Source organism: Blautia wexlerae DSM 19850 (genome assembly GCF_025148125.1).
GTDB classification, from domain to species: domain Bacteria; phylum Bacillota; class Clostridia; order Lachnospirales; family Lachnospiraceae; genus Blautia_A; species Blautia_A wexlerae.
Genome location: NZ_CP102267.1, coordinates 2,713,802 through 2,735,235, shown reverse-complemented (window position 1 = coordinate 2,735,235; position 21,434 = coordinate 2,713,802). Strand labels below are relative to the sequence as shown.

18 protein-coding genes are annotated in these 21,434 nt (G+C 41.8%); 14 read left to right on the top strand and 4 right to left on the bottom strand.

All coding sequences use genetic code 11. From position 1 onward, the window contains the following. Positions 1-22: 22 nt before the first annotated feature. From NQ550_RS12585 to NQ550_RS12575, 3 genes are all read right to left on the bottom strand, one after another. The gene (locus NQ550_RS12585) at positions 23-817 is read right to left on the bottom strand and encodes an ABC transporter ATP-binding protein (RefSeq protein WP_008703743.1); all 795 of its coding nucleotides are present in this window, start codon (positions 815-817) and stop codon (positions 23-25) included. Between the two features lie 2 nt (positions 818-819). Then, positions 820-1,737 carry an ABC transporter permease gene (locus NQ550_RS12580; RefSeq protein WP_025578900.1) on the bottom strand — a complete coding sequence of 306 codons (918 nt, stop codon included), beginning with the start codon at positions 1,735-1,737 and terminating at the stop codon, positions 820-822. A 150-nt stretch (positions 1,738-1,887) separates the two neighbouring features. Continuing rightward, complete coding sequence (locus tag NQ550_RS12575; RefSeq protein WP_008703741.1) at positions 1,888-2,874, bottom strand: ABC transporter substrate-binding protein; 987 nt, start codon at positions 2,872-2,874, stop codon at positions 1,888-1,890. Between the two features lie 263 nt (positions 2,875-3,137). Between NQ550_RS12575 and NQ550_RS12570 the strand changes: the two genes are divergently transcribed. Together NQ550_RS12570 and NQ550_RS12565 are read left to right on the top strand one after the other, a co-directional pair. After that, positions 3,138-3,902 (top strand): N-acetylmuramoyl-L-alanine amidase, encoded by a 765-nt coding sequence (locus tag NQ550_RS12570; RefSeq protein ID WP_008703740.1) that lies wholly within the window; start codon positions 3,138-3,140, stop codon positions 3,900-3,902. A 267-nt stretch (positions 3,903-4,169) separates the two neighbouring features. Continuing rightward, a complete protein-coding gene (locus tag NQ550_RS12565; protein WP_330366472.1) occupies positions 4,170-4,772 on the top strand; it encodes a YdcF family protein in 603 nt (200 codons plus the stop codon). A 3-nt stretch (positions 4,773-4,775) separates the two neighbouring features. Here the strand turns inward: NQ550_RS12565 and NQ550_RS12560 are convergent, their stop codons facing one another. Then, on the bottom strand, positions 4,776-6,059 hold the full coding sequence (locus NQ550_RS12560) for an HlyC/CorC family transporter (RefSeq protein WP_022380371.1): 1,284 nt from the start codon (positions 6,057-6,059) through the stop codon (positions 4,776-4,778). 344 nt (positions 6,060-6,403) lie between these two features. Here NQ550_RS12560 and NQ550_RS12555 point away from each other — a divergent pair, with 344 nt between their 5' ends. From NQ550_RS12555 to hisS, 12 genes are all read left to right on the top strand, one after another. Then, positions 6,404-7,909, top strand: coding sequence for a hypothetical protein (locus tag NQ550_RS12555; protein WP_025578898.1), 1,506 nt, complete (start codon positions 6,404-6,406; stop codon positions 7,907-7,909). 49 nt (positions 7,910-7,958) lie between these two features. Continuing rightward, positions 7,959-8,309 (top strand): TIGR04086 family membrane protein, encoded by a 351-nt coding sequence (locus tag NQ550_RS12550; RefSeq protein ID WP_008703735.1) that lies wholly within the window; start codon positions 7,959-7,961, stop codon positions 8,307-8,309. A 73-nt stretch (positions 8,310-8,382) separates the two neighbouring features. Beyond that, positions 8,383-8,523, top strand: a complete 141-nt coding sequence (gene scfA, locus NQ550_RS12545) for a six-cysteine ranthipeptide SCIFF (protein ID WP_008703734.1) — start codon at positions 8,383-8,385, stop codon at positions 8,521-8,523. 80 nt (positions 8,524-8,603) lie between these two features. After that, positions 8,604-9,971 (top strand): thioether cross-link-forming SCIFF peptide maturase, encoded by a 1,368-nt coding sequence (gene scfB / locus NQ550_RS12540; RefSeq protein WP_008703733.1) that lies wholly within the window; start codon positions 8,604-8,606, stop codon positions 9,969-9,971. Positions 9,972-10,082: 111 nt separating this feature from the next. Then, entirely contained in the window at positions 10,083-12,491 is a 2,409-nt protein-coding gene (locus NQ550_RS12535) for a protein translocase subunit SecDF (RefSeq protein ID WP_008703732.1), read from the top strand. 81 nt (positions 12,492-12,572) lie between these two features. Then, a complete protein-coding gene (gene recJ / locus NQ550_RS12530) occupies positions 12,573-14,285 on the top strand; it encodes a single-stranded-DNA-specific exonuclease RecJ (protein WP_008703731.1) in 1,713 nt (570 codons plus the stop codon). 147 nt (positions 14,286-14,432) lie between these two features. After that, positions 14,433-14,957, top strand: a complete 525-nt coding sequence (locus tag NQ550_RS12525; protein ID WP_008703730.1) for an adenine phosphoribosyltransferase — start codon at positions 14,433-14,435, stop codon at positions 14,955-14,957. Between the two features lie 37 nt (positions 14,958-14,994). Continuing rightward, positions 14,995-17,325: a RelA/SpoT family protein gene (locus NQ550_RS12520; RefSeq protein WP_008703728.1), complete on the top strand. Its 2,331-nt coding sequence runs from the start codon at positions 14,995-14,997 to the stop codon at positions 17,323-17,325. Between the two features lie 64 nt (positions 17,326-17,389). Next, entirely contained in the window at positions 17,390-18,019 is a 630-nt protein-coding gene (locus NQ550_RS12515; RefSeq protein ID WP_022380375.1) for an MBL fold metallo-hydrolase, read from the top strand. Next, positions 17,991-19,526, top strand: a complete 1,536-nt coding sequence (gene hemZ / locus NQ550_RS12510; protein ID WP_029676987.1) for a coproporphyrinogen dehydrogenase HemZ — start codon at positions 17,991-17,993, stop codon at positions 19,524-19,526. Before NQ550_RS12515 ends, hemZ begins: the two co-directional genes overlap by 29 nt. Positions 19,527-19,543: 17 nt before the next feature. Further along, positions 19,544-20,206: an HD-GYP domain-containing protein gene (locus NQ550_RS12505; RefSeq protein WP_020994017.1), complete on the top strand. Its 663-nt coding sequence runs from the start codon at positions 19,544-19,546 to the stop codon at positions 20,204-20,206. Then, positions 20,139-21,395 carry a histidine--tRNA ligase gene (gene hisS, locus NQ550_RS12500; RefSeq protein ID WP_008703721.1) on the top strand — a complete coding sequence of 419 codons (1,257 nt, stop codon included), beginning with the start codon at positions 20,139-20,141 and terminating at the stop codon, positions 21,393-21,395. The genes NQ550_RS12505 and hisS overlap by 68 nt, the downstream gene beginning before the upstream one ends. Positions 21,396-21,434 lie beyond the last annotated feature (39 nt).

Here is a 21,434-nt window from a genome sequence, read left to right as displayed (position 1 = left end):
ACGTTATGAATAATTTATACGGTTATCCGAGCAGTGCAGAGTCATTGCTGAACTCTTCTCCGCTTGCTTTTTCAAACTGATCCAGAAGGTTTTTAACTGTCAGTTTTTTCTTTTCTTCTCCCTGGATATCCAGAATGATTTTTCCTTCCATCATCATGATCAGACGATTGCCATGTGCAATAGCGTCCTTCATGTTGTGAGTGATCATCAATGTCGTAAGGTGATCGCGGTTTACGATCATATCTGTAATTTCCAGAACTTTGGCAGCTGTTTTTGGATCAAGAGCTGCGGTATGTTCATCCAGAAGCAGAAGCTTTGGTTTCTGAAGCGTTGCCATCAGAAGAGTAAGAGCCTGTCTCTGACCACCCGAGAGAAGTCCTACTTTAGAAGTCAGTCTGTCTTCCAGACCAAGACCAAGAATTTTCAGGAGCTCTTTGTATTCTTCGCGCTCTGCTTTAGTGATTCCGGAGCGGAGAAGACGGGATTTTCCGCGGCGTTTTGCAAGTGCAAGGTTTTCTTCGATACCCATTGTTGCAGCGGTTCCTGTCATTGGATCCTGAAACACACGTCCAAGATATGTAGCACGTTTATGTTCAGAAAGTTTTGTAACATCAATATTGTCGATAAGGATCTGTCCTTCATCAACCGGCCAGGTTCCTGCAACAGCATTTAGCATAGTAGATTTGCCGGCGCCGTTTCCTCCGATAACAGTTACAAAATCGCCTTCGTTCAGCTTCAGGTTCAGACCATTTAATGCACGTTTCTCATTAATGGTTCCGGGATTAAAGGTTTTATAGATATTTTTAAGTTCAAGCATTTTTATTTACCTCCCCTTTTGGCTGGTTTATTAAAGTATTTGCCTTTCCAGTATGGGAATGCAAGGAAGAGAGCAACTACGATTGCGGACAGCATCTTCAGCAGGTCAGTGTCGATACCCATCCAGATAACAATCTGAAGTACCAGATAATACAGAATGGAACCGAAGATAACTGCTAACAGGCGAAGGGCAAAGTTGCGGAAAATACGTCCAAAGATTGCCTCGCCAATAATAACTGCTGCCAGACCGATAACGATGGAACCACGTCCCATGTTGACATCTGCAAATCCCTGATACTGTGTAAGGAGTGCACTGGAAAGTCCTACCAGACCGTTGGAAATCATAAGTCCGAGAACTTTATTCATGTTTGTGTTGATACCCTGGGCGCGTGACATATTTGGGTTACATCCGGTTGCGCGAAGGGAACAGCCAAGCTCTGTTCCAAAAAACCAGTAGAGAATGGCAATCAGGAGAATACACATAACTGCTACAATAAAAATTGTGTTTTTGGAAAGAGATGCATTTTTTATATGTCGCAGGGAAACCAGAAGATTATATTTATCAACGTTGATTGCCTGATTTGCTTTTCCCATGATCTTCAGGTTTACGGAATACAGAGATAACTGTGTCAGGATTCCGGCAAGGATTGCGGGAATTCCCATAAAGGTGTGGAAAATTCCGGTCGCAAGGCCTGCCAGCATTCCGGCGAGAGTAGCGGCCAACATAGAAATCCAGACATTATGACCGGAAAGCATCATCATAATACACACTGCACCACCGGTGCACATAGTGCCATCAACTGTAAGGTCTGCAATATCAAGAATACGGAAAGTGATATAAACACCGATTGCCATAATTCCCCAGATCAGACCCTGGGCTACTGCACCCGGAAGTGCAGTGATTAATGTTAAAATTTGCATTTGTAATTTCCTCCTGTTGAGATGCGAAAAGCGAGAGAGGCGTCAAACCTTTCCCGCTGATCGCATATAAATTGAATTTTTTATAACTGTTTGATAGGCTGTTATTTAAAATCCTGTTGGTGTGAGTATTTTTCAACTGTCTGACCGGATTTATTTGGCAGTTTCTTCAGCAGCCTCGCCGATTGCAACATAATCGTCCGGAACTTCGATGCCCAGCTCTTCGCAGATATCTTTGTTATATTCTTTTGTGAAGTTTGGTGCATATTCGATCGGCATTGTGGAAATATCTTCACCGTCCTTTAAAATCTTAACAGCCATCTTACCGGTTGTAACACCAAGGTCATAATAGCTGATGGAAAGTGTCGCAACACCGCATCCGCTGCAGATACCTTCTTCGCCTGTGATTACCGGAACTTTTGCCGGAAGGCAGATGTTGTTGATGATCTCTGTGTTGGAAGCAACTGTATTATCTGTCGGTACATAAATTACATCACTTGCGTCAGTTGCTGTTGTAGCAACAGAAGAGAGATCATTAGAGTCAGAGAATGCATAATATTCACATGTATATCCGAGTTTTTCAAGTTCAGCTTTTACTGTATCTACCTGATACTGAGAGTTTGCTTCGGCAGAACAGTAGAGAAGACCTACATTTTTTGCATCCGGGAAAAGTTCATTGAGCATTGCTGCCTGCTGATCAAGGGGAGCAAGGTCTGCAGTTCCGGAAATATTTCCGCCCACAGTCCCGTCGAAATCATCCAGTCCAAGTGCAACACCGTATTCAGTAACAGAAGTACCAAGAATCGGAATATCGCTTGTTCCTGCTGCAGCTGCCTGAAGAGCAGGAGTTGCATTTGCAAGAATCAGGTCAACATTATTGGAAACGAAGCTGTTAATGATTGTAGAACAGGTGTTGGAATCTCCCTGTGCGTTCTGCTCGTCAAAGGTAACTGCGTCTTCTCCCAGTTCTTTGGTGACTTCATCCTTGAATCCCTGTGTCGCAGCGTCGAGAGCTTCGTGCTGTACAAGCTGACAGATACCGATTGTATATTTGTCTCCGTCAGCAGCACTTGCTGTTACTGCGCAGGTTCCCATAGCCATGGCTGCTGCAAGAGTGATTGCTAATGCTTTTCTTTTCATAATGATATATCCTCCTAATATAATGTTTAAATTAAGTCAGGTAAGAATTGCGTTTATTATTTGATAATATAAAACTTACCTGAATCCGAAAGATTTTCTGCAGGGAAAGCAGTACTGGTAAATGATTCGGATAATGTCATCGGGCTATTCGACTATGACGTTTTAAAGTATAACGCTTTAGTGTGAAAAAGTCAAGCGACCTGCACAATTATATTTTTAATTCATATAGTATAAAGAGTATATGAAGAAAGCAGAGTGTCGTCATGGCATATTCAATCATGCTGGATGCCGGACATGGAGGTCAGGATCCGGGAGCCGTATATAAGGGAAGACAGGAAAAGAATGACAATCTTAAACTTGCTCTTGCGGTAGGTGAGATTTTAAAAAATAAAGGGATTGATATCTCTTATACCCGTACCGGTGATGTCTATCAGACACCTTTTGAGAAGGCACAGCTTGCAAATCAGGCAGGAGTAGATTACTTTATTTCATTTCATCGAAACAGCAGCCCAAAGGAAAATCAGTATAATGGAGCGGAAGTTTTGATTTATGATAAAAGCGGGATTAAATATCAGATGGCTGAGAATATTCTGGGAGCTCTGGGAGAAGTGGGATTCCGCGAAATCGGTGTAAAAGAGCGGCCGGGACTTGTGGTCCTCAGACGAACCAGGATGCCGGCTCTTTTAATAGAAACCGGATTTATCAATTCCGAAGAAGATAATAAACTGTTTGATAACAAGTTTAGCGATATAGCTCAGGGAATTGCAGATGCGATTCTTGGAAGCCTGGATGAGGAAACAGTGCAGGAACCGCTTTATTACAGAGTGCAGACTGGAGCGTTCAGAAAAAAAGAGAATGCGGACCGTATGTTATATCAGTTACTGGAAAAAGGTTATCCCTCTTTTATGTTACATGAAAACGGATTGTATAAAGTTCAGACAGGTGCCTATCAGCAGATTGGTAATGCAGTAAATATGGAGCAGAGACTGAGGGATGATGGTTACAGTACGGTTATTGTGACAAAATAGCCTTCTGGAAATATTGGAAGTCTGTGCATCGCGAAGCGTGTTGCTGTGAACAGAGTGAACAGTAACATAAGCAGTGGGGGACATAGTTTTAAGAATTAACTTGGTTGTACGTTAATAGAAAAAATATGGTACACTGTATCTATCTATAGAAATCTTCGTAAATAATGCATATTGTTCCGGTTCATCAGAGCGTGAATTTTTGTTGGACTGTTACAAACGCATTATTTGAGAGGTGCTGTAGAAAAAACAGATAACGAGGAGTTAGTAATGATGAATGACGTATATGAAAAATTTTTAAAAAGTTCAGAAGAGTTTATTTTTGCAGAAAACAAGCCGGAAAAATCTGATATTATTTTTGTCCCTGGAAATGGTTATCCGCAGATGGCGGAAAAAGCAGCAGAATTGTTTAAGAAAGGGATGGCGGACTGGATTCTGCCCAGTGGAAAATACAGTGTAGTAAATGGAAAGTTTTCAGGCGTTCTTGAAAAAAGCAATGTATATGATAAGGAATATGGAACAGAATGGGAATTTCTCAGGGATGTTCTTATAAAAAACGGAGTTCCGGATCAGAAAATCCTGAAAGAAGACCAGGCAACCTTTACTTATGAGAACGCAATTTATTCCAGACAGGTGACAGATCATGCAGAACTGGAAATAGAAAGAGCGATTTTGTGCTGCAAATCTTACCATGCAAGAAGATGTCTGATGTATTATCAGCTCTTGTATCCGAAAACAGAATTTTATGTGGTGCCTGTGAATGCAGATGGAATTACCAGAGAAAACTGGAAAAAGAACGAAGAAGGAATTGATGCGGTTACAGGAGAACTCTCCAGAATCGTGAAACAATTTTCACTGATGCTGGAGAGATGACAGTTACGGCTGTTCTTCTGTTTCAGTTTTCTTCTCGGGAAGCCAGATGTGGACAAGTTCGATTCTGTTTTTGTCCAGACGGTCAACAACCAGGCGGATGCCACTTTCAAGTGTGACAGACTGACCCTCTTTGGGAAGGCAGTCAAGCTGTTCAATAATATATCCGCCAATAGAATCATAATCTTCAGATTCCAGATTAATATGGAGGGCTTCGTTGATATCATCCAGCTTGGCAGAACCCTGAACAACATATTCTCTTTCAGGCTGGATTTCTTTAATATCTTCGACTTCATCCTCATCGTATTCGTCGCGAATCTCACCTACGATCTCTTCCAACAGGTCTTCCAATGTGACCAGACCCGCTGTGGCACCGTATTCGTCCAGAACGATTGCCAGATTGACGGATGCTTTACGCATTTCAATCATCAGGTCTGCTGTAGCTTTGTATTCATAGGTAAAATAAGGCTCACGCAGGATGTTGCGGATTGAAAAAGGTTTGTCCTTTGGATAAACAAGAAGATCTTTCATATTGATAATACCGATTACGTTATCAGTGTTGTCCTCATAAACCGGAAAACGGGTATGCATATCTTCACTGAAGACCGCCATAAGTTCATCATAGGAAAAATTGATATCTATAAAGGTCATGTCGATTCTGGGAATCATGACATCTTTTGCAGTTGAATCGCCAAAATCAAACACATTGTAGATCATCTGTTTTTCTTCGTTTTCAATGACGCCGTCTTTTTCACCTACATTGACGAGGGTACGCAGTTCATGTTCAGTCATGGCATTTGCCTTTTCGTCCGGGTTAACATGCAGAATGACCAGTACACCTTCTGTTATTTTATTTACAATGAAAACAACGGGAGTAAGGAGAATCATAAGCCCGTATATTATTCTTGAATAGGCCAGGGACAATTTTTCAGCATGAATTGTTGCCAGGTTTTTGGGGGTTATCTCACCGAAAATGAGAATCAGCAGAGTCAGGATGCCGGTTGTGATTCCTACATATGCGTTTCCCAGAATCTTTATGGTGAGTGTAGTCATGAGAGAAGAAACAGACATATTTACAATGTTGTTTCCGATTAATACGGTACTGAGCATCTTTGGGGAATTGGAAATTATTTTTTCCAGAATAACAGCACGTTTGTTGCCCTGCTCGGCAAGAGACTGTATCCGAATCTTATTTACGGTTGTCATAGCGGTTTCCGCAGAAGAAAAAAATGAAGAAAGTGCGATCAGTATCAGAATCGCCACCGCCTGAAAGGCAATACTTGAATCCAAGATTTATTCACTCCTTTTGATTATCTTTATTGATTGAATCATATCATAAAACATTTAAGCAAAATATACATGATTTCATATAAAAAATCAAGAAAAAGCTTTTGGTTCAAAGATAGTATAAAAAAATTTAAAAGAGGACTGTCGAAAAAGTAAGATTTGTGTTATAATTCACTCGATTAAAATGAAAAAAAACATTACAGAATATTTACAAAATGATAAAAGTTTGATAATATACAGATATGTAATATTATTGTATTACGTAAAAAGAGAACTGATATTTGGCTGAAAGTAAAAAAATGATTATCAGGAAACATAAGAATCGAATATAAATATAGAGGTGCGATATGTCCAATAATATAAGAATAAGAAAAAATAAATTAAAAGGAACGGGTATTTTGGCGGCAGCGGCTTTAACAGCGGCTTTGATTGCAGGAAATAATATACCGGGTGTAACAAGACAGGTCAGTGCGGCTGAGTCACAGGAGAATACTGTGTCTTCTCTGATCCCGGACAACATTACGCTTGATAAGCCTGTAGAACTTGCGGATGTAGAACTTCCGGCAACGGAATATGGAACTTTTGAATGGGCAGATGGAAGTTTCGTTCCTGCACAGCGTGTACAGAGCTGTGAGGTACTTCTTATACCGGCAGAAGGGCAGGATTTAAGCCATGTGGATGGATGGGATCCGGAGAGCGGCGCGGTTGTCGGTTACATCAATGTAATAGTGAACAGTATTACGGATAGTGATAATGTTGATAAGACAGAAGGCTCAGGTAAAACAGATCCAACAGAAAATGCAGATCCAACAGAAACGCCTGAAACTTCGTCAGAAAAACCTGCCGCAGATGAAAACGCTGATACAGACAATAAAGAAGATAAGGAAAGTAAATCAGATCAGGATAATAAAACTGATACAGACAATGAAGAGAATAAGATTGAAGAAGATAAAACAGATAATAAAAACAACAAAGATAATAACAGCAATGCAGATAAGACGGATAAAGATACAGAAACTACCGGTAAGCTGGAACCTGCAGATGATATGACACAGGATAAAGAAGATACGAAGAAAGATGATGAAGATGGCGCAGGTGATAATATCTTTGATAATCCTGTTCTGCCGGACGATAAGGATGACCGTCCTACAGATGCAGAGGATTCTCTTTCTGATGAAGAAAAAGAAGAGAGGGCCGCACTTAATCATACCTGCGACGGTATTACAGTAAGCGGAGTTAATCTTCCATGGTATGTACAGTTCAGAGTTTCAAGCGGTGACAGCTATCAGTTTACCAATGAATCAGATGCAATGATTTTCCAGTCTTATGAATTTGAACTCTGGGATCTTAAGAATAATACAGAATACGAGATCCCTAATGGAGATTATATCAGTGTCACTGTGCCGGTAAAATCCGGATATCAGTATACTATCGAACATCTCCTGGATAACGGGGCAACTGAGACGATTATTCCGAGTGTAGAGAATGGTATTATGGTATTCAGCACACATTCTTTCAGTCCATTTGGAATTGCAGGAAGCAGACAATTAGTAGGACCTGATGCGGGGAATGATACGGACGACACAGATGCGGTAACTCCTGCACCGGCTTCCTCCGACAGTCAGAGCTCTGATTCCGGAAAGAACAATACAGTATCTGTGAATGACAGTTCTGACAGCAATAATGGTTCTTCTTCTGATCAGAATGATAATTCAACGGAAAATAAAGCTGTGAAAAATAACAATACAGTAAATACTGGAGATACAACATCAATTATGCCGTTTGTGATACTGTTTGTGGCAGCTGCAGTGATCGCCGGTGTGGCTGTATTTATAAAAAAGAGAAAGAAATAAAAGAATAACACTGATTCCTCCCCCATATAGTTTAACAGGAGGGGAAGCAATGAAAGTCAGAGCAATTTTGAAATCACTATTATTTGCATATGCATTAACAGGAGTGGCATTACTGCTTTTGGCCCTGGTACTGTTTGCTTTTGATCTGGGAGAAACAGCTGTAGATGCGGGTATTATTATAATTTATGTACTTGCATGTTTCATGGGAGGCTTTATGGCCGGCAAAATTGTGCGTAAAGACAAATATCTGTGGGGTGTTATCACAGGTCTGGCTTACTATGTATTACTGTTGACTGTCTCTGTTATGGCAAAAGGCGGCTGGGATATGAGTGCAGCTCATGCAGTTACAACATTTTTTATGTGCACAGGCGGTGGAACACTGGGTGGAATGCTGTCGTAAAAAAAAGCTTTTAAAATGAAAAGATATATGATATACTATGCCAAGAATATAATTACATAAGGAGGATAGAGTTATGGAACATATCAAAACCCTGAATACAAAGAATTTACAGAACACTGTAAAAAAAGGTGGATGTGGCGAGTGCCAGACTTCCTGCCAGTCCGCATGTAAAACTTCCTGTACAGTAGGAAACCAGAGCTGCGAGCAGAAATAAGATCAGCTATGGAGAAATGAGATAAGCAGCGGAACTTTTATTCCGCTGCTTATCTTACGCTTAGAAAGGATTTTAGTAAAATGAGTCTGATTCACCGTTATAAAAGCAATGGCTTTAATATTGTACTGGATATCAACAGTGGATGCATCCATCTGGTAGATGAGGTTACATATGAGGTCCTTCCATATCTGGAAGAGGGCCTTGGCACAGAAGCTATTGCAGAGAAACTGGAAAACAAATATAACAGAGAAGATATTGAGACATCTGTAAGAGAATGTAATAAGCTGAAAGAAGATGGAATGCTTTTTACAAAAGATGTTTATGAGAATGTAATTGAAGAATTTTCAAATAACCGGCAGACCGTTGTAAAAGCATTGTGCCTGCACATTGCTCATGACTGCAATCTGGCCTGCCGTTATTGTTTTGCCGAAGAAGGCGAATATCATGGCAGAAGAGCTCTTATGTCTTATGAAGTCGGCAAAAAAGCTCTTGATTTCCTGATCGCGAACTCCGGTTCCAGGAAAAACCTGGAAGTAGATTTCTTTGGCGGCGAGCCGCTGATGAACTGGCAGGTTGTAAAAGATCTGGTAAAATATGGCAGAGAGCAGGAAAAGCTTCACAATAAGAAATTCCGTTTCACTTTAACAACAAACGGAGTTCTTCTGAATGATGAAGTAATGGAATTCTGCAATAAAGAGATGGGCAACGTTGTACTGAGTGTGGACGGACGTAAGGAAGTACATGATTACATGCGTCCATTCAGAAAAGGTGCAGGAAGCTATGACCTGATCATGCCGAAGTTCCAGAAGTTTGCAGAATCCAGAAATCAGGACAAGTATTATGTAAGAGGTACTTTTACCCACCATAATCTTGATTTCTCCAAGGATGTGCTTCATCTGGCAGATCTTGGATTCAAACAGATTTCTGTAGAGCCTGTAGTTGCGGCTGATACGGAGGAATATGCGATCCGCGAGGAGGATATCCCCCAGATCATGGAAGAGTATGATACTCTTGCAAAAGAAATGATTAAAAGAGAGAAAGAGGGAAAAGGATTTAACTTCTTCCATTTTATGATCGACCTTACAGGTGGCCCTTGTGTATACAAGAGACTGTCAGGCTGCGGTTCAGGAACAGAGTACCTGGCTGTAACACCCTGGGGTGATTTTTACCCATGTCACCAGTTTGTTGGTGAAGAACAGTATCTCATGGGAAATGTAGACGAAGGCATCACAAAGCCGGAAATCCAGAAGGAATTCGGCGGATGCAACGTTTACACAAAGAAAGACTGCAAAGACTGCTTCGCACGTTTCTACTGTAGTGGCGGATGTGCGGCAAATGCATTCCATTTCCAGGGAGATATCAAAGGCAATTATGAAATCGGATGCGAACTCCAGAGAAAACGTGTGGAGTGCGCCATCATGATAAAAGCCGCACTGGCATGTGATTAGTGGGCAGTAATCTGTCTGACTGATACCGCCGTCGGCTGTTATCATAACAGAAAATGGCTGGCAGGCGGATGAACATGACCGCGGACAAAAAATCAAGAAGGGAAAAGAACTATGAAGAAAAGTAAAGGAATCGTAGTGCTGCTTCTGACACTGATCCTGACTGTGTTCTTTTGCTTTACTGCAGCCGTAGGTATCGGTCCTACCGGAACCGGTGCAGCAAAACATATCAACACGGGTCTTGATCTTGCCGGTGGTGTCAGCATTACCTACCAGGCTAAGGAGAGCAATCCGACAAGCGAAGAGATGTCAGATACGATCTACAAGCTTCAGAAGCGTGTAGAGCAGTACAGTACTGAGGCTCAGGTATACCAGGAAGGATCAGACCGTATTACAGTTGAAATTCCTGGTGTTACAGATGCAGATACTATTTTGAATGATCTGGGTAAACCAGGTTCCCTGTATTTCATCACAAAAGAAGATGCTGACGGAAACCAGAACTTTACTACAGGACAGGATGGATATGTTCTCTCCAGAACTATGGATGAGATCAAGGAATCCGGAAGTGTTGTTCTGGAAGGTTCTGATGTAGCAGATGCCCAGGGTGGTGCGATCCAGAATCAGAACACAAGTGCAAAGGAATATGTGGTAAGTCTTACTCTTACTTCTGATGGAGAAAACAGTGGTAAAACAAAATTTGCAGAAGCTACAAAGAATAATGTAGGCAAGCAGATCGCTATCGTCTATGACAATAACATTATCAGTGCTCCGAATGTAAATGAAGAGATTTCCGGCGGAAAAGCACAGATCAGCGGAATGTCTGACCTGGAAGAAGCACAGAACCTTGCTTCTTATATCCGTATCGGTTCTCTGGGACTGGAACTGGAAGAACTTCGTTCCAGTGTTGTAGCTGCACAGCTTGGTGAAGAAGCAATCTCTACAAGTGTTCTTGCAGGTGCGATCGGTCTGATCATCGTTATTATCTTTATGATCATTGCATACCGCGTACCTGGTGTAGTTGCAGGTATCGCACTGATTCTTTATACATCATTAATGCTGATCACGCTGAATGCCTTTGATATTACTCTTACTCTTCCGGGTATTGCGGGTATTATTCTTGGTATCGGTATGGCGGTGGATGCCAATGTTATTATTTATGCCCGAATCAGAGAGGAAATTGGTGCAGGAGTTTCAGTAAGGAATTCTATTAAGTCCGGTTTCAGCAAAGCTTTCTCTGCAATCTTTGATGGAAATATTACAACACTGATCGCAGCCTTTGTGCTGATGTGGCTTGGTTCAGGTACTGTTAAGGGATTTGCTTATACACTTGCCCTTGGTATCGTGATCTCCATGTTTACAGCACTGGTTGTATCCAGACTGATTGTAAATGCACTTTATGCAGTTGGTGTACGTGATCCGAAATTCTACGGATCTGCAAAAGAACGTAAGGCAGTTGATTTCCTTGGAAAGAAGAAAGTATTTTTTGCTATTTCCATTATCCTGATCCTCTGCGGTCCGGCAGCGATGTTTGCTAATTCGCATGCAGGAAACAAAGCGTTAAATTACAGCCTTGAGTTCTCAGGCGGTACTTCTACGACTGTTACATTTAATGAAGATATGGATATTAAGACCATTGATTCTGAAGTAACTCCTGTTGTAGAAGAGGTGACAGGAGATAAAAATGTTCAGCCTACAAAGGTAGTCGGAACAAATCAGGTTGTGATCAAGACACGTTCTCTGAATCAGAGCGAACGTGAAGCTCTGCAGAGTGCACTGGTTGAGAAATTTGGTGTAGATGACAGCACGATTTCCACAGAAAGTATTTCTTCTACAGTAAGTAGTGAAATGCGTCGTGATGCGATCGTAGCCGTTATAGTAGCTACAATCTGTATGCTTCTTTATATCTGGTTCAGATTTAAAGACATCCGTTTTGCAAGCAGTGCGGTATTGGCGCTTCTGCATGATGTTCTGGTTGTACTTGCATTCTATGCTATTGCCAGAGTATCTGTCGGTAATACATTTATTGCCTGCATGCTTACAATCGTAGGTTATTCTATCAATGCTACAATCGTTATTTTTGACCGTATACGTGAGAACCTTCACAGTGGTTCCAGAGAAAAACTGGCAGAAATTGTAAACACAAGTATCACTCAGACTCTTACAAGAAGTATTTATACCTCTTTTACAACTTTTGTTATGGTAGCTGTTCTTTATATCATGGGTGTTTCTTCTATCCGTGAATTTGCAGCACCTCTGATGGTTGGTGTTCTTGTCGGTGCATATTCTTCTGTATGTATTACAGGTGCGTTGTGGTATGTGATGAAAAAGAAATTTGCAGGAAAAGGACAGCCGGCAATTGCTGCAGCTTCCGCATCTGCAAAGTCCTCTTCAAAGCCGAAGAAAGCACGTGATGTATCACAGAAAGATCCGACTCAGCCAAAGAAGAAAAACAGAAAAAGAGTAGCTGAACGTCTGGCTGCCGAAGAAGCAGCTAAAAAACAGCAGAATGATGATGCTGAATAAAACAATAATTGTCTGAAAAACAGGCAGACAGAAATATCCCGGGGTAAAACTCCGGGATATTTTTATGAGGAGAGAAAATATATGGAGAAATGGGTAATAGCAGCAAAAAGAGCAGATTTTAACCAGATCGGTCAACAGTTTCATATTGATCCGGTGATTGCGAGACTGATCAGGAACAGAGATGTGATCGGAGAAGATAAGATAAGAGAGTATCTGTCAGGAACAGTACAAGAGCTTCCTTCTCCCTGGCTGATGAAGGATATGGAAAAAGCTGTAGATATCCTGGAGAAAAAAATATCGCAGAAAGCAAAAGTCCGTATTATTGGTGATTATGATATTGATGGTGTGACCTCTACATACATTTTAATGAAAGGCCTTGCGAGGATCGGAGCAGATGTGGATACTTATATTCCGGACAGAGTTGCAGACGGATATGGGATTCATGCACATCTTATAGAAAGAGCGGAAACGGACCGGATCGATACGATCGTGACCTGTGATAATGGAATTGCTGCGGCTGCTGAAATCCAGATGGCAAAGGATAAGGGAATGACAGTGATTATTACAGATCATCATGAGGTTCCTTACAGGGAGGAAAAGGGAGAACGCCAGATGGTGCTTCCGCCGGCAGATGCGATTTTGAATCCGAAACAATATGATTGTCCATACCCGAATAAAAACCTGTGTGGGGCAGTGGTGGCCTTTAAATATATTGCAGCACTTTACGAGAGATTTGGTGTTCCGGCAGAGGAGCTGGAAGATTATTATGAACTGGCGGCTATTGCAACAGTAGGAGATGTTATGGATCTTCAGGGAGAGAACAGGATTCTGGTAAAAGAAGGGCTGTGCCGTCTGAAAAATACCAAAAATCAAGGATTGCAGGAACTGATCCGAGCAAATTCTCTGGAAGATGCTAAAATCACAGCTTATCATATCGGATTTGTGCTGGGACCATGTATCAATGCCAGTGGCAGACTGGATACAGCTGCCCGTTCTCTTGCACTTCTCAATGCAAAAACAAAGGAAGAAGCAGCAAGGCTTGCCGGAGATCTTACAGCTCTTAATCAGAGCCGAAAAGCTCTCACTGAGAAAGGAAAAGAAGAGGCAATCCGGATTATAGAGACTACAGAGCTGAAAAATGACAGAGTACTGGTAGTTTATCTTCCGGATTGTCATGAAAGTCTTGCCGGTATTATAGCAGGCAGGATCAGGGAAAAATATCACAGGCCGGCCTTTGTATTGACGGGCGGTGAGACAAGTGCAAAAGGAAGCGGAAGATCAATAGAAAGTTACTCTATGTATGAAGAACTGGTAAAATGTGCAGACCTGATGATACAGTTTGGAGGTCATCCGATGGCAGCAGGTCTGTCTATAGAAGAAAAAAATATAGAAGAATTCCGGAGACGCCTCAATGTCAACTGTACGTTGACGGACGAAGAATTGCGTCCTAAGATCGTGATTGATGTGCCGATGCCTGTGTCTTATATTACAAAAGAACTGGTAGAACAGATTTCGCTTCTGGAACCCTTTGGAAAAGGGAATACAAAACCGGTCTTTGCGCAGAAAAATCTCAGAGTGCTTGATCACAGTATTATCGGGAAAAATAAAAATGTAGTAAAACTAAAACTTCTCGATCCGCAGGGGATTTCAGTGGAAGGCATTTATTTCGGAGAAGCAGAGGATTTTGTGAACTTTATCAGGGAAAAAGACAGTATTTCTGTTACTTATTATCCGGAGATCAACAGATTCAGGGGACGAGAGAGTCTTCAGATTATTATTCAGAATTACTGTTAATATTACCGCTTGGTTTGTAACCGCCGGTAAGCCTGGAAATACAAATGTCAGGGCTTAACAGTAACTTGATTCTGAAATAAAAAGGTGATATACTATAAAATATTTATGAGCGAACAGCAATATAACACACACTGGAGGAGAAATAAAATGAAGAAAATTGAAGATTATGTATTAAGTATACCGGATTTTCCTGAACCGGGGATTATTTTCAGAGATATTACAAGTGTTCTGCAGGACGCGGATGGCCTGCAGTTGGCAATCGACTCCATGCAGGACTGTCTTAAGGATATAGATGTGGACGTGATTGCAGGAACAGAGTCCAGAGGCTTTATCTTTGGTGTACCGATCGCATATAATCTTCATAAACCATTTGTACCGATTCGTAAAAAAGGTAAACTTCCCCGCGAAACAGTATCTGTAAGCTATGATCTGGAATATGGCAGTGCAGAGATTGAAATGCATAAAGATTCCATAAAACCAGGTCAGAAAGTGGTTATCGTTGATGATCTGATCGCAACAGGCGGTACGATCGAAGCAGCGATCAAGCTGGTGGAACAGCTTGGCGGTGAGGTTGTCAAGGTTGTATTTCTCATGGAACTTGCAGGTTTAAAGGGACGCGAAAGACTGAATGGGTATGATGTAGCGTCTGTAATTTGTTATGATGGTAAATAAGCACAGCTGATTGTGCAGGACAGGCAGGTGGGAGCATATGACAGAGATAACAAAAAGTACAGAAGCAAAAAAAGATGAAATGCAGGTTGAAAAAGAGAAGCTGGAATCTGTAAAGAGGGCAGATGCGGCAGTAAAGACCATGCATGATTTTACAAGTCCGGAGGTGCTTTATAAAGAACTGATAAACAGTGTTCTGAAGTATCATCCATCAACAGATATTTCCATGATAGAGAAGGCATATAAGGTTGCAAGTGAAGCTCATGAAGGACAGAAGAGAAAGTCTGGAGAGCCATATATCATTCATCCTTTGTGTGTTGCCATCATTCTGGCAGATCTGGAACTTGACAAAGAAACGATAGTTGCAGGTCTTCTTCATGATGCAGTTGAAGATACCTGGATGACCTATGAGGAAGTTGAGAAGGAATTTGGTTCAGAGGTTGCACTTCTTGTGGATGGTGTTACCAAGCTGGGACAGTTATCTTATTCTGCGGATAAAGTAGAAGTTCAGGCAGAGAACCTCAGAAAGATGTTTCTTGCCATGGCTAAGGATATCAGAGTTATTCTGATCAAGCTTGCAGACCGTCTTCATAATATGCGTACCTTACAGTATATGCGTCCTGAAAAGCAGCAGGAAAAGGCCAGAGAGACCATGGATATTTATGCTCCTATTGCCATGCGTCTGGGTATTTCCAAGATAAAGGTAGAGCTGGATGACCTGTCGCTGAAATACCTTAAGCCGGATGTATATTATGACCTGGTGCATAAGGTTGCCCTGCGTAAAAGCGAGAGAGAACAGTTTGTAGGTGCGATTGTAAAAGAAGTTAAGAAACATATGGATGATGCCAATATTAAGGCGCAGGTGGACGGACGTGTAAAACACTTTTTCAGCATCTACAAGAAGATGGTAAATCAGGATAAGACTATTGATCAGATTTATGATTTATTTGCTGTCCGTATTCTTGTAGATACAGTGAAGGATTGTTATGCTGCCCTTGGTGTGATCCATGAGATGTATAAGCCAATTCCGGGACGGTTTAAAGATTATATTGCCATGCCGAAACCCAATATGTATCAGTCATTGCATACCACATTGATCGGACCCAACGGACAGCCCTTTGAAATCCAGATCCGTACTTATGAAATGCACAGAACTGCAGAATATGGTATCGCTGCACACTGGAAATATAAGGAGTCGTCTGACGGAAAGGCTCCTGTAGGTAAGAGTGAGGAAGAGAAACTGAACTGGCTGCGTCAGATTCTGGAATGGCAGAGAGACATGTCTGATAACAAAGAATTCATGAGTCTTCTGAAGAATGACCTGGATCTTTTTGCGGACAGTGTTTACTGTTTCACTCCACAGGGAGATGTTAAAACACTTCCAAGCGGTTCTACACCGGTGGATTTTGCGTACAGTGTTCACAGTGCAGTCGGAAATAAGATGGTAGGTGCCAGAGTTAACGGTAAGCTGGTTCCGATTGAATATGAGATCAAAAACGGCGACCGTATTGAAATCATTACTTCACAGAATTCTCAGGGACCAAGCCGCGACTGGTTGAAACTGGTTAAGAGTACTCAGGCAAAGAACAAGATTAACCAGTGGTTCAAGAAGGAATTAAAAGAAGATAATATCCTTAAGGGCAAGGAGATGCTTGCGCAGTATGCGCGTGCAAAGGGATTTAAGATCGCAAATTATACAAAAACCCAGTATCTGGAGGCTGTTTTGCGTAAATATGGTTTCAGGGACTGGGATTCAGTACTTGCTGCAATTGGTCATGGCGGATTGAAAGAAGGTCAGGTTTTCAATAAGCTGGTAGAGGCTTATGATAAGGAAAATAAGAAGAATCTGACAGATGAGCAGGTTCTTGAGGCTGCTTCTGAGACACAGGAGAAGCTTCACATTGCCAAGAGCAAGAGTGGAATTGTGGTAAAAGGAATCCATGATGTGGCAGTCCGTTTTTCCAAGTGCTGTAATCCGATCCCGGGTGACGAGATTGTAGGCTTTGTTACAAGAGGACGTGGAATCACAATCCATCGTACAGATTGCGTCAATGTGCTGAATATGTCTGAGACGGACAGGACACGATTGATCGAGGCGGAATGGCAGCAGCCTGATACCAAGGAAAAAGAGAAGTATATGGCTGAGATTCAGGTTTATGCAAATAACCGTACAGGGCTTCTTGTGGATCTTTCTAAAATATTTACAGAACGTAAGATCGACCTGCGAAGTATCAACAGCCGTACAAGCAAGCAGGAGAAGGCAACTATTTCCATGAGTTTTGAGATTGGAAGCAAAGAGGAACTGCGTTCCCTGATCGAGAAGATCCGTCAGGTAGAGAGTGTCATTGACGTAGAGAGAACTACAGGCTGATCATGGAAAAATCTGCTGGAACATTATTTTATGGAACTGCTGCAGATTGACAGAAAGGAATAACATGAAGAATTTAGAATTACAGAAATGTATATTAGGACCTGTATATACAAATTGCTATCTCCTTAAGAATAAAGAAACCGGAGAACTGATCATTGTTGATCCCGCAGATTGTCCGGAGAAGATTGAAATGAAGATTTCCCGGATGAATGGAAAACCGGTGGCGATTCTTCTTACCCATGGACATTTTGACCACATTCTGGCTGCACAGGCAGTAAAGGAGAAATATAATATTCCGATTTATGCCTGTCGTCAGGAAGAGGAGATGCTCCGCGAACCTTCGATCAATATGACTGTACATTATGGACAGGGATGTTCTATTGTGCCGGATGTATTTCTGGAGGATCTGGATGTTATCAGACTGGCGGGATTTTCCGTTCAGATGATCCATACACCGGGACATACCAAAGGAAGCTGCTGTTATTATCTGAAAGATGAAGGTGTATTGTTCAGCGGTGATACAGTGTTCTATGGCTCTGTTGGAAGAACGGATTTTCCGGGTGGAAGTACAGCAGAAATTGTGAGAAGTCTCCATAAACTGGTAGATTCGCTTCCTGAAGAGACCGAGGTTTTCCCCGGACATGATGCATCTACCACTATTGGTTATGAAAAGAGGTATAATCCATTTGTGTAAAATAGGCATTCTGTTTAAGAACAGAGATTTTGAACATGATGTTTATGAACTGATCAAAGCGTTTTATCCCGAAGCGGAGATACATACTCTTTATGAAAATGGTGAAGCAGAGTATGACCTCCGCTTCAGTGTGGAACGGGATAATGACAGTTATATCATAAAATACGAAAGGACAGAGAATCTGTCGAAACAGGAAACAGAGCAAAAAGGGGTAATTTCCGCAGACATACTTTCTAAAGAGAATGCAGGCTGTGGAATACAGGATGCTCATGCTCTGAGAAAAGAGAATAAAGATAATATCAAATATGCTCTGTATCAGTTGTTGGTAAAACTGACGGGCAGAACTCTTCCATGGGGAAATCTGACAGGAATACGTCCTGCCAAACTGGCAATGGGAATGATCGAATCCGGAATGAAAAATACGGAAGCAGCCCGGGAGATGCGTGAGAGATATCTGGTGAGTCCGCAGAAAACAGCGCTTGCCATCACTATTGCAAACAGGGAAAGAGAGATTCTGAAGGATATTGACTATGAAAATGGATACAGCCTTTATATTGGAATCCCGTTTTGCCCAAGTATCTGTCTGTATTGTTCCTTCAGCTCCTATCCGCTGAAAGTGTGGGAGAAGAGAACAGATGAATATGTGGAAGCTCTCTGCCGTGAGGTAAGAGAGACTGCTCTTATGATGAAGGGAAGAAAACTGGACACCATCTATATTGGCGGCGGTACCCCGACTACACTGCTTCCACATCAGATCCGTAAGCTCCTGGATACAGTGGGAGAAGCTTTTGGCTATGAAGGACTGGCAGAGTTTACTGTGGAAGCCGGCAGACCGGACAGTATTACACGTGAAAAGCTGATGGCGATCAGGGAGTATCCGGTAACAAGAATTTCCGTAAATCCACAGACTATGAATCAGGAAACCCTGGATATTATCGGCCGCAGACATACTGTGGAGCAGACAAAAGAAGCGTTTCATCTGGCACGAGAGCTGGGATACGATAACATTAACATGGATCTGATCGTAGGACTCCCGGGTGAGGATATTCACATGGTAGAGCGGACTCTTGAACAGGTTCGTGAACTGGCACCGGACAGTATTACCGTACATTCACTGGCAGTGAAACGTGCAGCAAGGCTGAATATTTTTAAAGAGAAATATCAGGAAATGTCTTTTGAGAATAATCAGGAGATTATGGATCTGACCATGAAAACTGCGTATGAAATGGGAATGGGTCCTTATTATCTGTACAGACAGAAGAATATGAAGGGAAATTTTGAAAATGTTGGCTATGCAAAGGTTGACAAAGCGGGAATTTACAATATACTGATTATGGAGGAAAAACAGCCTATCATCGCACTGGGGGCAGGCGGTTCTTCCAAGCTGGTCTTTGACCATGGACAGAGAATTGAACGTGTGGAGAATGTAAAAGACGTTTCTAATTATATTTCCCGCATTGATGAGATGATCGAGAGAAAACGGACAGCAATAGCTACCTGGCTGTAGGATGTGGAGGTAACATTTTGGACACAGTACAAAAGACAGCAGCAGGTTCACAGCAGAGGATCCTGGAATTTGACCTTGCTTCTGAACTGCATCATGGAATGCTGGTAAGTAATCTGGCTTATGCGGTTGCAGAGGAGATGGGACTGCCGCATGAACAGTGTTATGAGCTTGCAATAGCAGGAATGCTCCATGATATAGGAAAGCTGAAGCTGACAAGTTATATTAACGGACAGGAGCAGGATCCTCTGGTGATCGAGGAACTGAAGTATGTCCGGATGCATTCTGCATTGGGATATGAGGAACTTAAAGGGCAGGGATATTCGGATTTTGTATTGGAGAGTATCCTGTACCATCATGAGAATTATGATGGTAGTGGATATCCGTCCAATAAAGCAGGTGATGATATACCCATAGGTGCCCGGATACTCAGAGTCTGCGATGTATATGCAGCATTGATCTCTGACAGACCATACAGAAGAGGATTTGATATTTCTTCAGTTATGGAGTTGATGATCGATGAAGTAAAAAATTTTGATATGCAGGTTTTTCTTGCGTTTCAGAGAGTGGTTCATAATGGAGACGGGCAGAATTTTTATAAAAGAGGAGGACAACATGGCATTAAAGAAGAAACCGGTAACCGGTATGAAGGACATTTTACCAAAAGAGATGGAAATCCGTAATTATGTGATGAACATGATTCGTGAAACATACGGAACATTTGGCTTTTCATCTATAGAGACACCATGTGTGGAACATATTGAAAATCTTTCCAGTAAACAGGGCGGAGAGAATGAGAAACTTATTTTCAAGATCCTGAAACGTGGGGAGAAACTGAAACTTGCGGAAGCAGAGAAAGAAAGTGATCTGGTTGACTCCGGACTTCGCTACGATCTGACTGTGCCGCTTTCCAGATATTATTCCAACAACGCAAATGAGCTTCCGGCTCCTTTTAAGGCACTTCAGATGGGCAATGTGTGGAGAGCAGACAGACCGCAGAGAGGACGTTTCCGTCAGTTTATGCAGTGTGATATTGATATTCTGGGTGAGCCTACTTATCTGGCTGAGATCGAACTGGTTCTTGCTACCACAACGTTGCTCGGAAAGCTGGATTTCCATAACTTTACGATTCGCATCAACGACAGAAAAATCTTAAAAGCGATGGCGCAGTACAGTGGATTCCCACAGGAAAGCTTTGACACTGTGTTTATCATTCTGGACAAGATGGACAAGATTGGTCTGGAAGGTGTTGCAGAAGAACTGGAGAAGGAAGGATTTGCAAAAGAGAGCATTGATACTTATCTTGGACTTTTCAAAGAGATCACTTCTGACATTGAGGGTGTCCGTTATTGCAAGGAGAAATTAAAAGATGTTCTGGATCCTAAGGTTGCCGAGGATCTTGAGACTATTATTTCTACTGTGGATTCTGTTAAAACAGCAGATTTTAAGATGTCTTTCGATCCGACTTTGGTACGTGGAATGTCTTATTATACAGGACCGATTTTTGAAATCTCTATGGATGAGTTTGGCGGCAGCGTAGGCGGCGGTGGACGCTATGATGAGATGATCGGTAAATTTACAGGAAACAATACATCTGCCTGCGGATTTTCAATTGGATTCGAGAGAATCGTAATGCTTCTTCTTGAGAGAAATTATGAAATCCCGACAAAGAATGGTAAGAAAGCATATCTTATCGAGAAGAATATGCCGGCAGACAAGATGCTGACGATTCTGAAACAGGCTCAGGAAGAGCGTAATGCCGGAACACAGATCAATATTTCTATTATGAAGAAGAATAAGAAATTCCAGAAAGATCAGATGACAGCAGAGGGCTATACAGAGTTTGTAGAATTCTTTAAAGACAGAATGTAATAATTCGTAACTGTTCAGCAACATTGCGAGATAGCAGAC

Excerpts from the sequence above, each read along its gene's own strand:
- NQ550_RS12515 (WP_022380375.1), top strand. The coding sequence starts at position 17,390 with ATGAAGAATTTAGAATTACAGAAATGTATATTAGGACCTGTATATACA.
- NQ550_RS12550 (WP_008703735.1), top strand. The coding sequence starts at position 7,959 with ATGAAAGTCAGAGCAATTTTGAAATCACTATTATTTGCATATGCATTA.
- hemZ (WP_029676987.1), top strand. The coding sequence starts at position 17,991 with ATGAAAAGAGGTATAATCCATTTGTGTAAAATAGGCATTCTGTTTAAG.
- NQ550_RS12520 (WP_008703728.1), top strand. The coding sequence starts at position 14,995 with ATGACAGAGATAACAAAAAGTACAGAAGCAAAAAAAGATGAAATGCAG.
- NQ550_RS12555 (WP_025578898.1), top strand. The coding sequence starts at position 6,404 with ATGTCCAATAATATAAGAATAAGAAAAAATAAATTAAAAGGAACGGGT.
- recJ (WP_008703731.1), top strand. The coding sequence starts at position 12,573 with ATGGAGAAATGGGTAATAGCAGCAAAAAGAGCAGATTTTAACCAGATC.
- scfA (WP_008703734.1), top strand. The coding sequence starts at position 8,383 with ATGGAACATATCAAAACCCTGAATACAAAGAATTTACAGAACACTGTA.
- NQ550_RS12580 (WP_025578900.1), bottom strand. The coding sequence starts at position 1,737 with ATGCAAATTTTAACATTAATCACTGCACTTCCGGGTGCAGTAGCCCAG.
- NQ550_RS12585 (WP_008703743.1), bottom strand. The coding sequence starts at position 817 with ATGCTTGAACTTAAAAATATCTATAAAACCTTTAATCCCGGAACCATT.
- NQ550_RS12565 (WP_330366472.1), top strand. The coding sequence starts at position 4,170 with ATGATGAATGACGTATATGAAAAATTTTTAAAAAGTTCAGAAGAGTTT.
- NQ550_RS12570 (WP_008703740.1), top strand. The coding sequence starts at position 3,138 with ATGGCATATTCAATCATGCTGGATGCCGGACATGGAGGTCAGGATCCG.
- hisS (WP_008703721.1), top strand. The coding sequence starts at position 20,139 with ATGGCATTAAAGAAGAAACCGGTAACCGGTATGAAGGACATTTTACCA.
- NQ550_RS12535 (WP_008703732.1), top strand. The coding sequence starts at position 10,083 with ATGAAGAAAAGTAAAGGAATCGTAGTGCTGCTTCTGACACTGATCCTG.
- NQ550_RS12525 (WP_008703730.1), top strand. The coding sequence starts at position 14,433 with ATGAAGAAAATTGAAGATTATGTATTAAGTATACCGGATTTTCCTGAA.
- scfB (WP_008703733.1), top strand. The coding sequence starts at position 8,604 with ATGAGTCTGATTCACCGTTATAAAAGCAATGGCTTTAATATTGTACTG.
- NQ550_RS12575 (WP_008703741.1), bottom strand. The coding sequence starts at position 2,874 with ATGAAAAGAAAAGCATTAGCAATCACTCTTGCAGCAGCCATGGCTATG.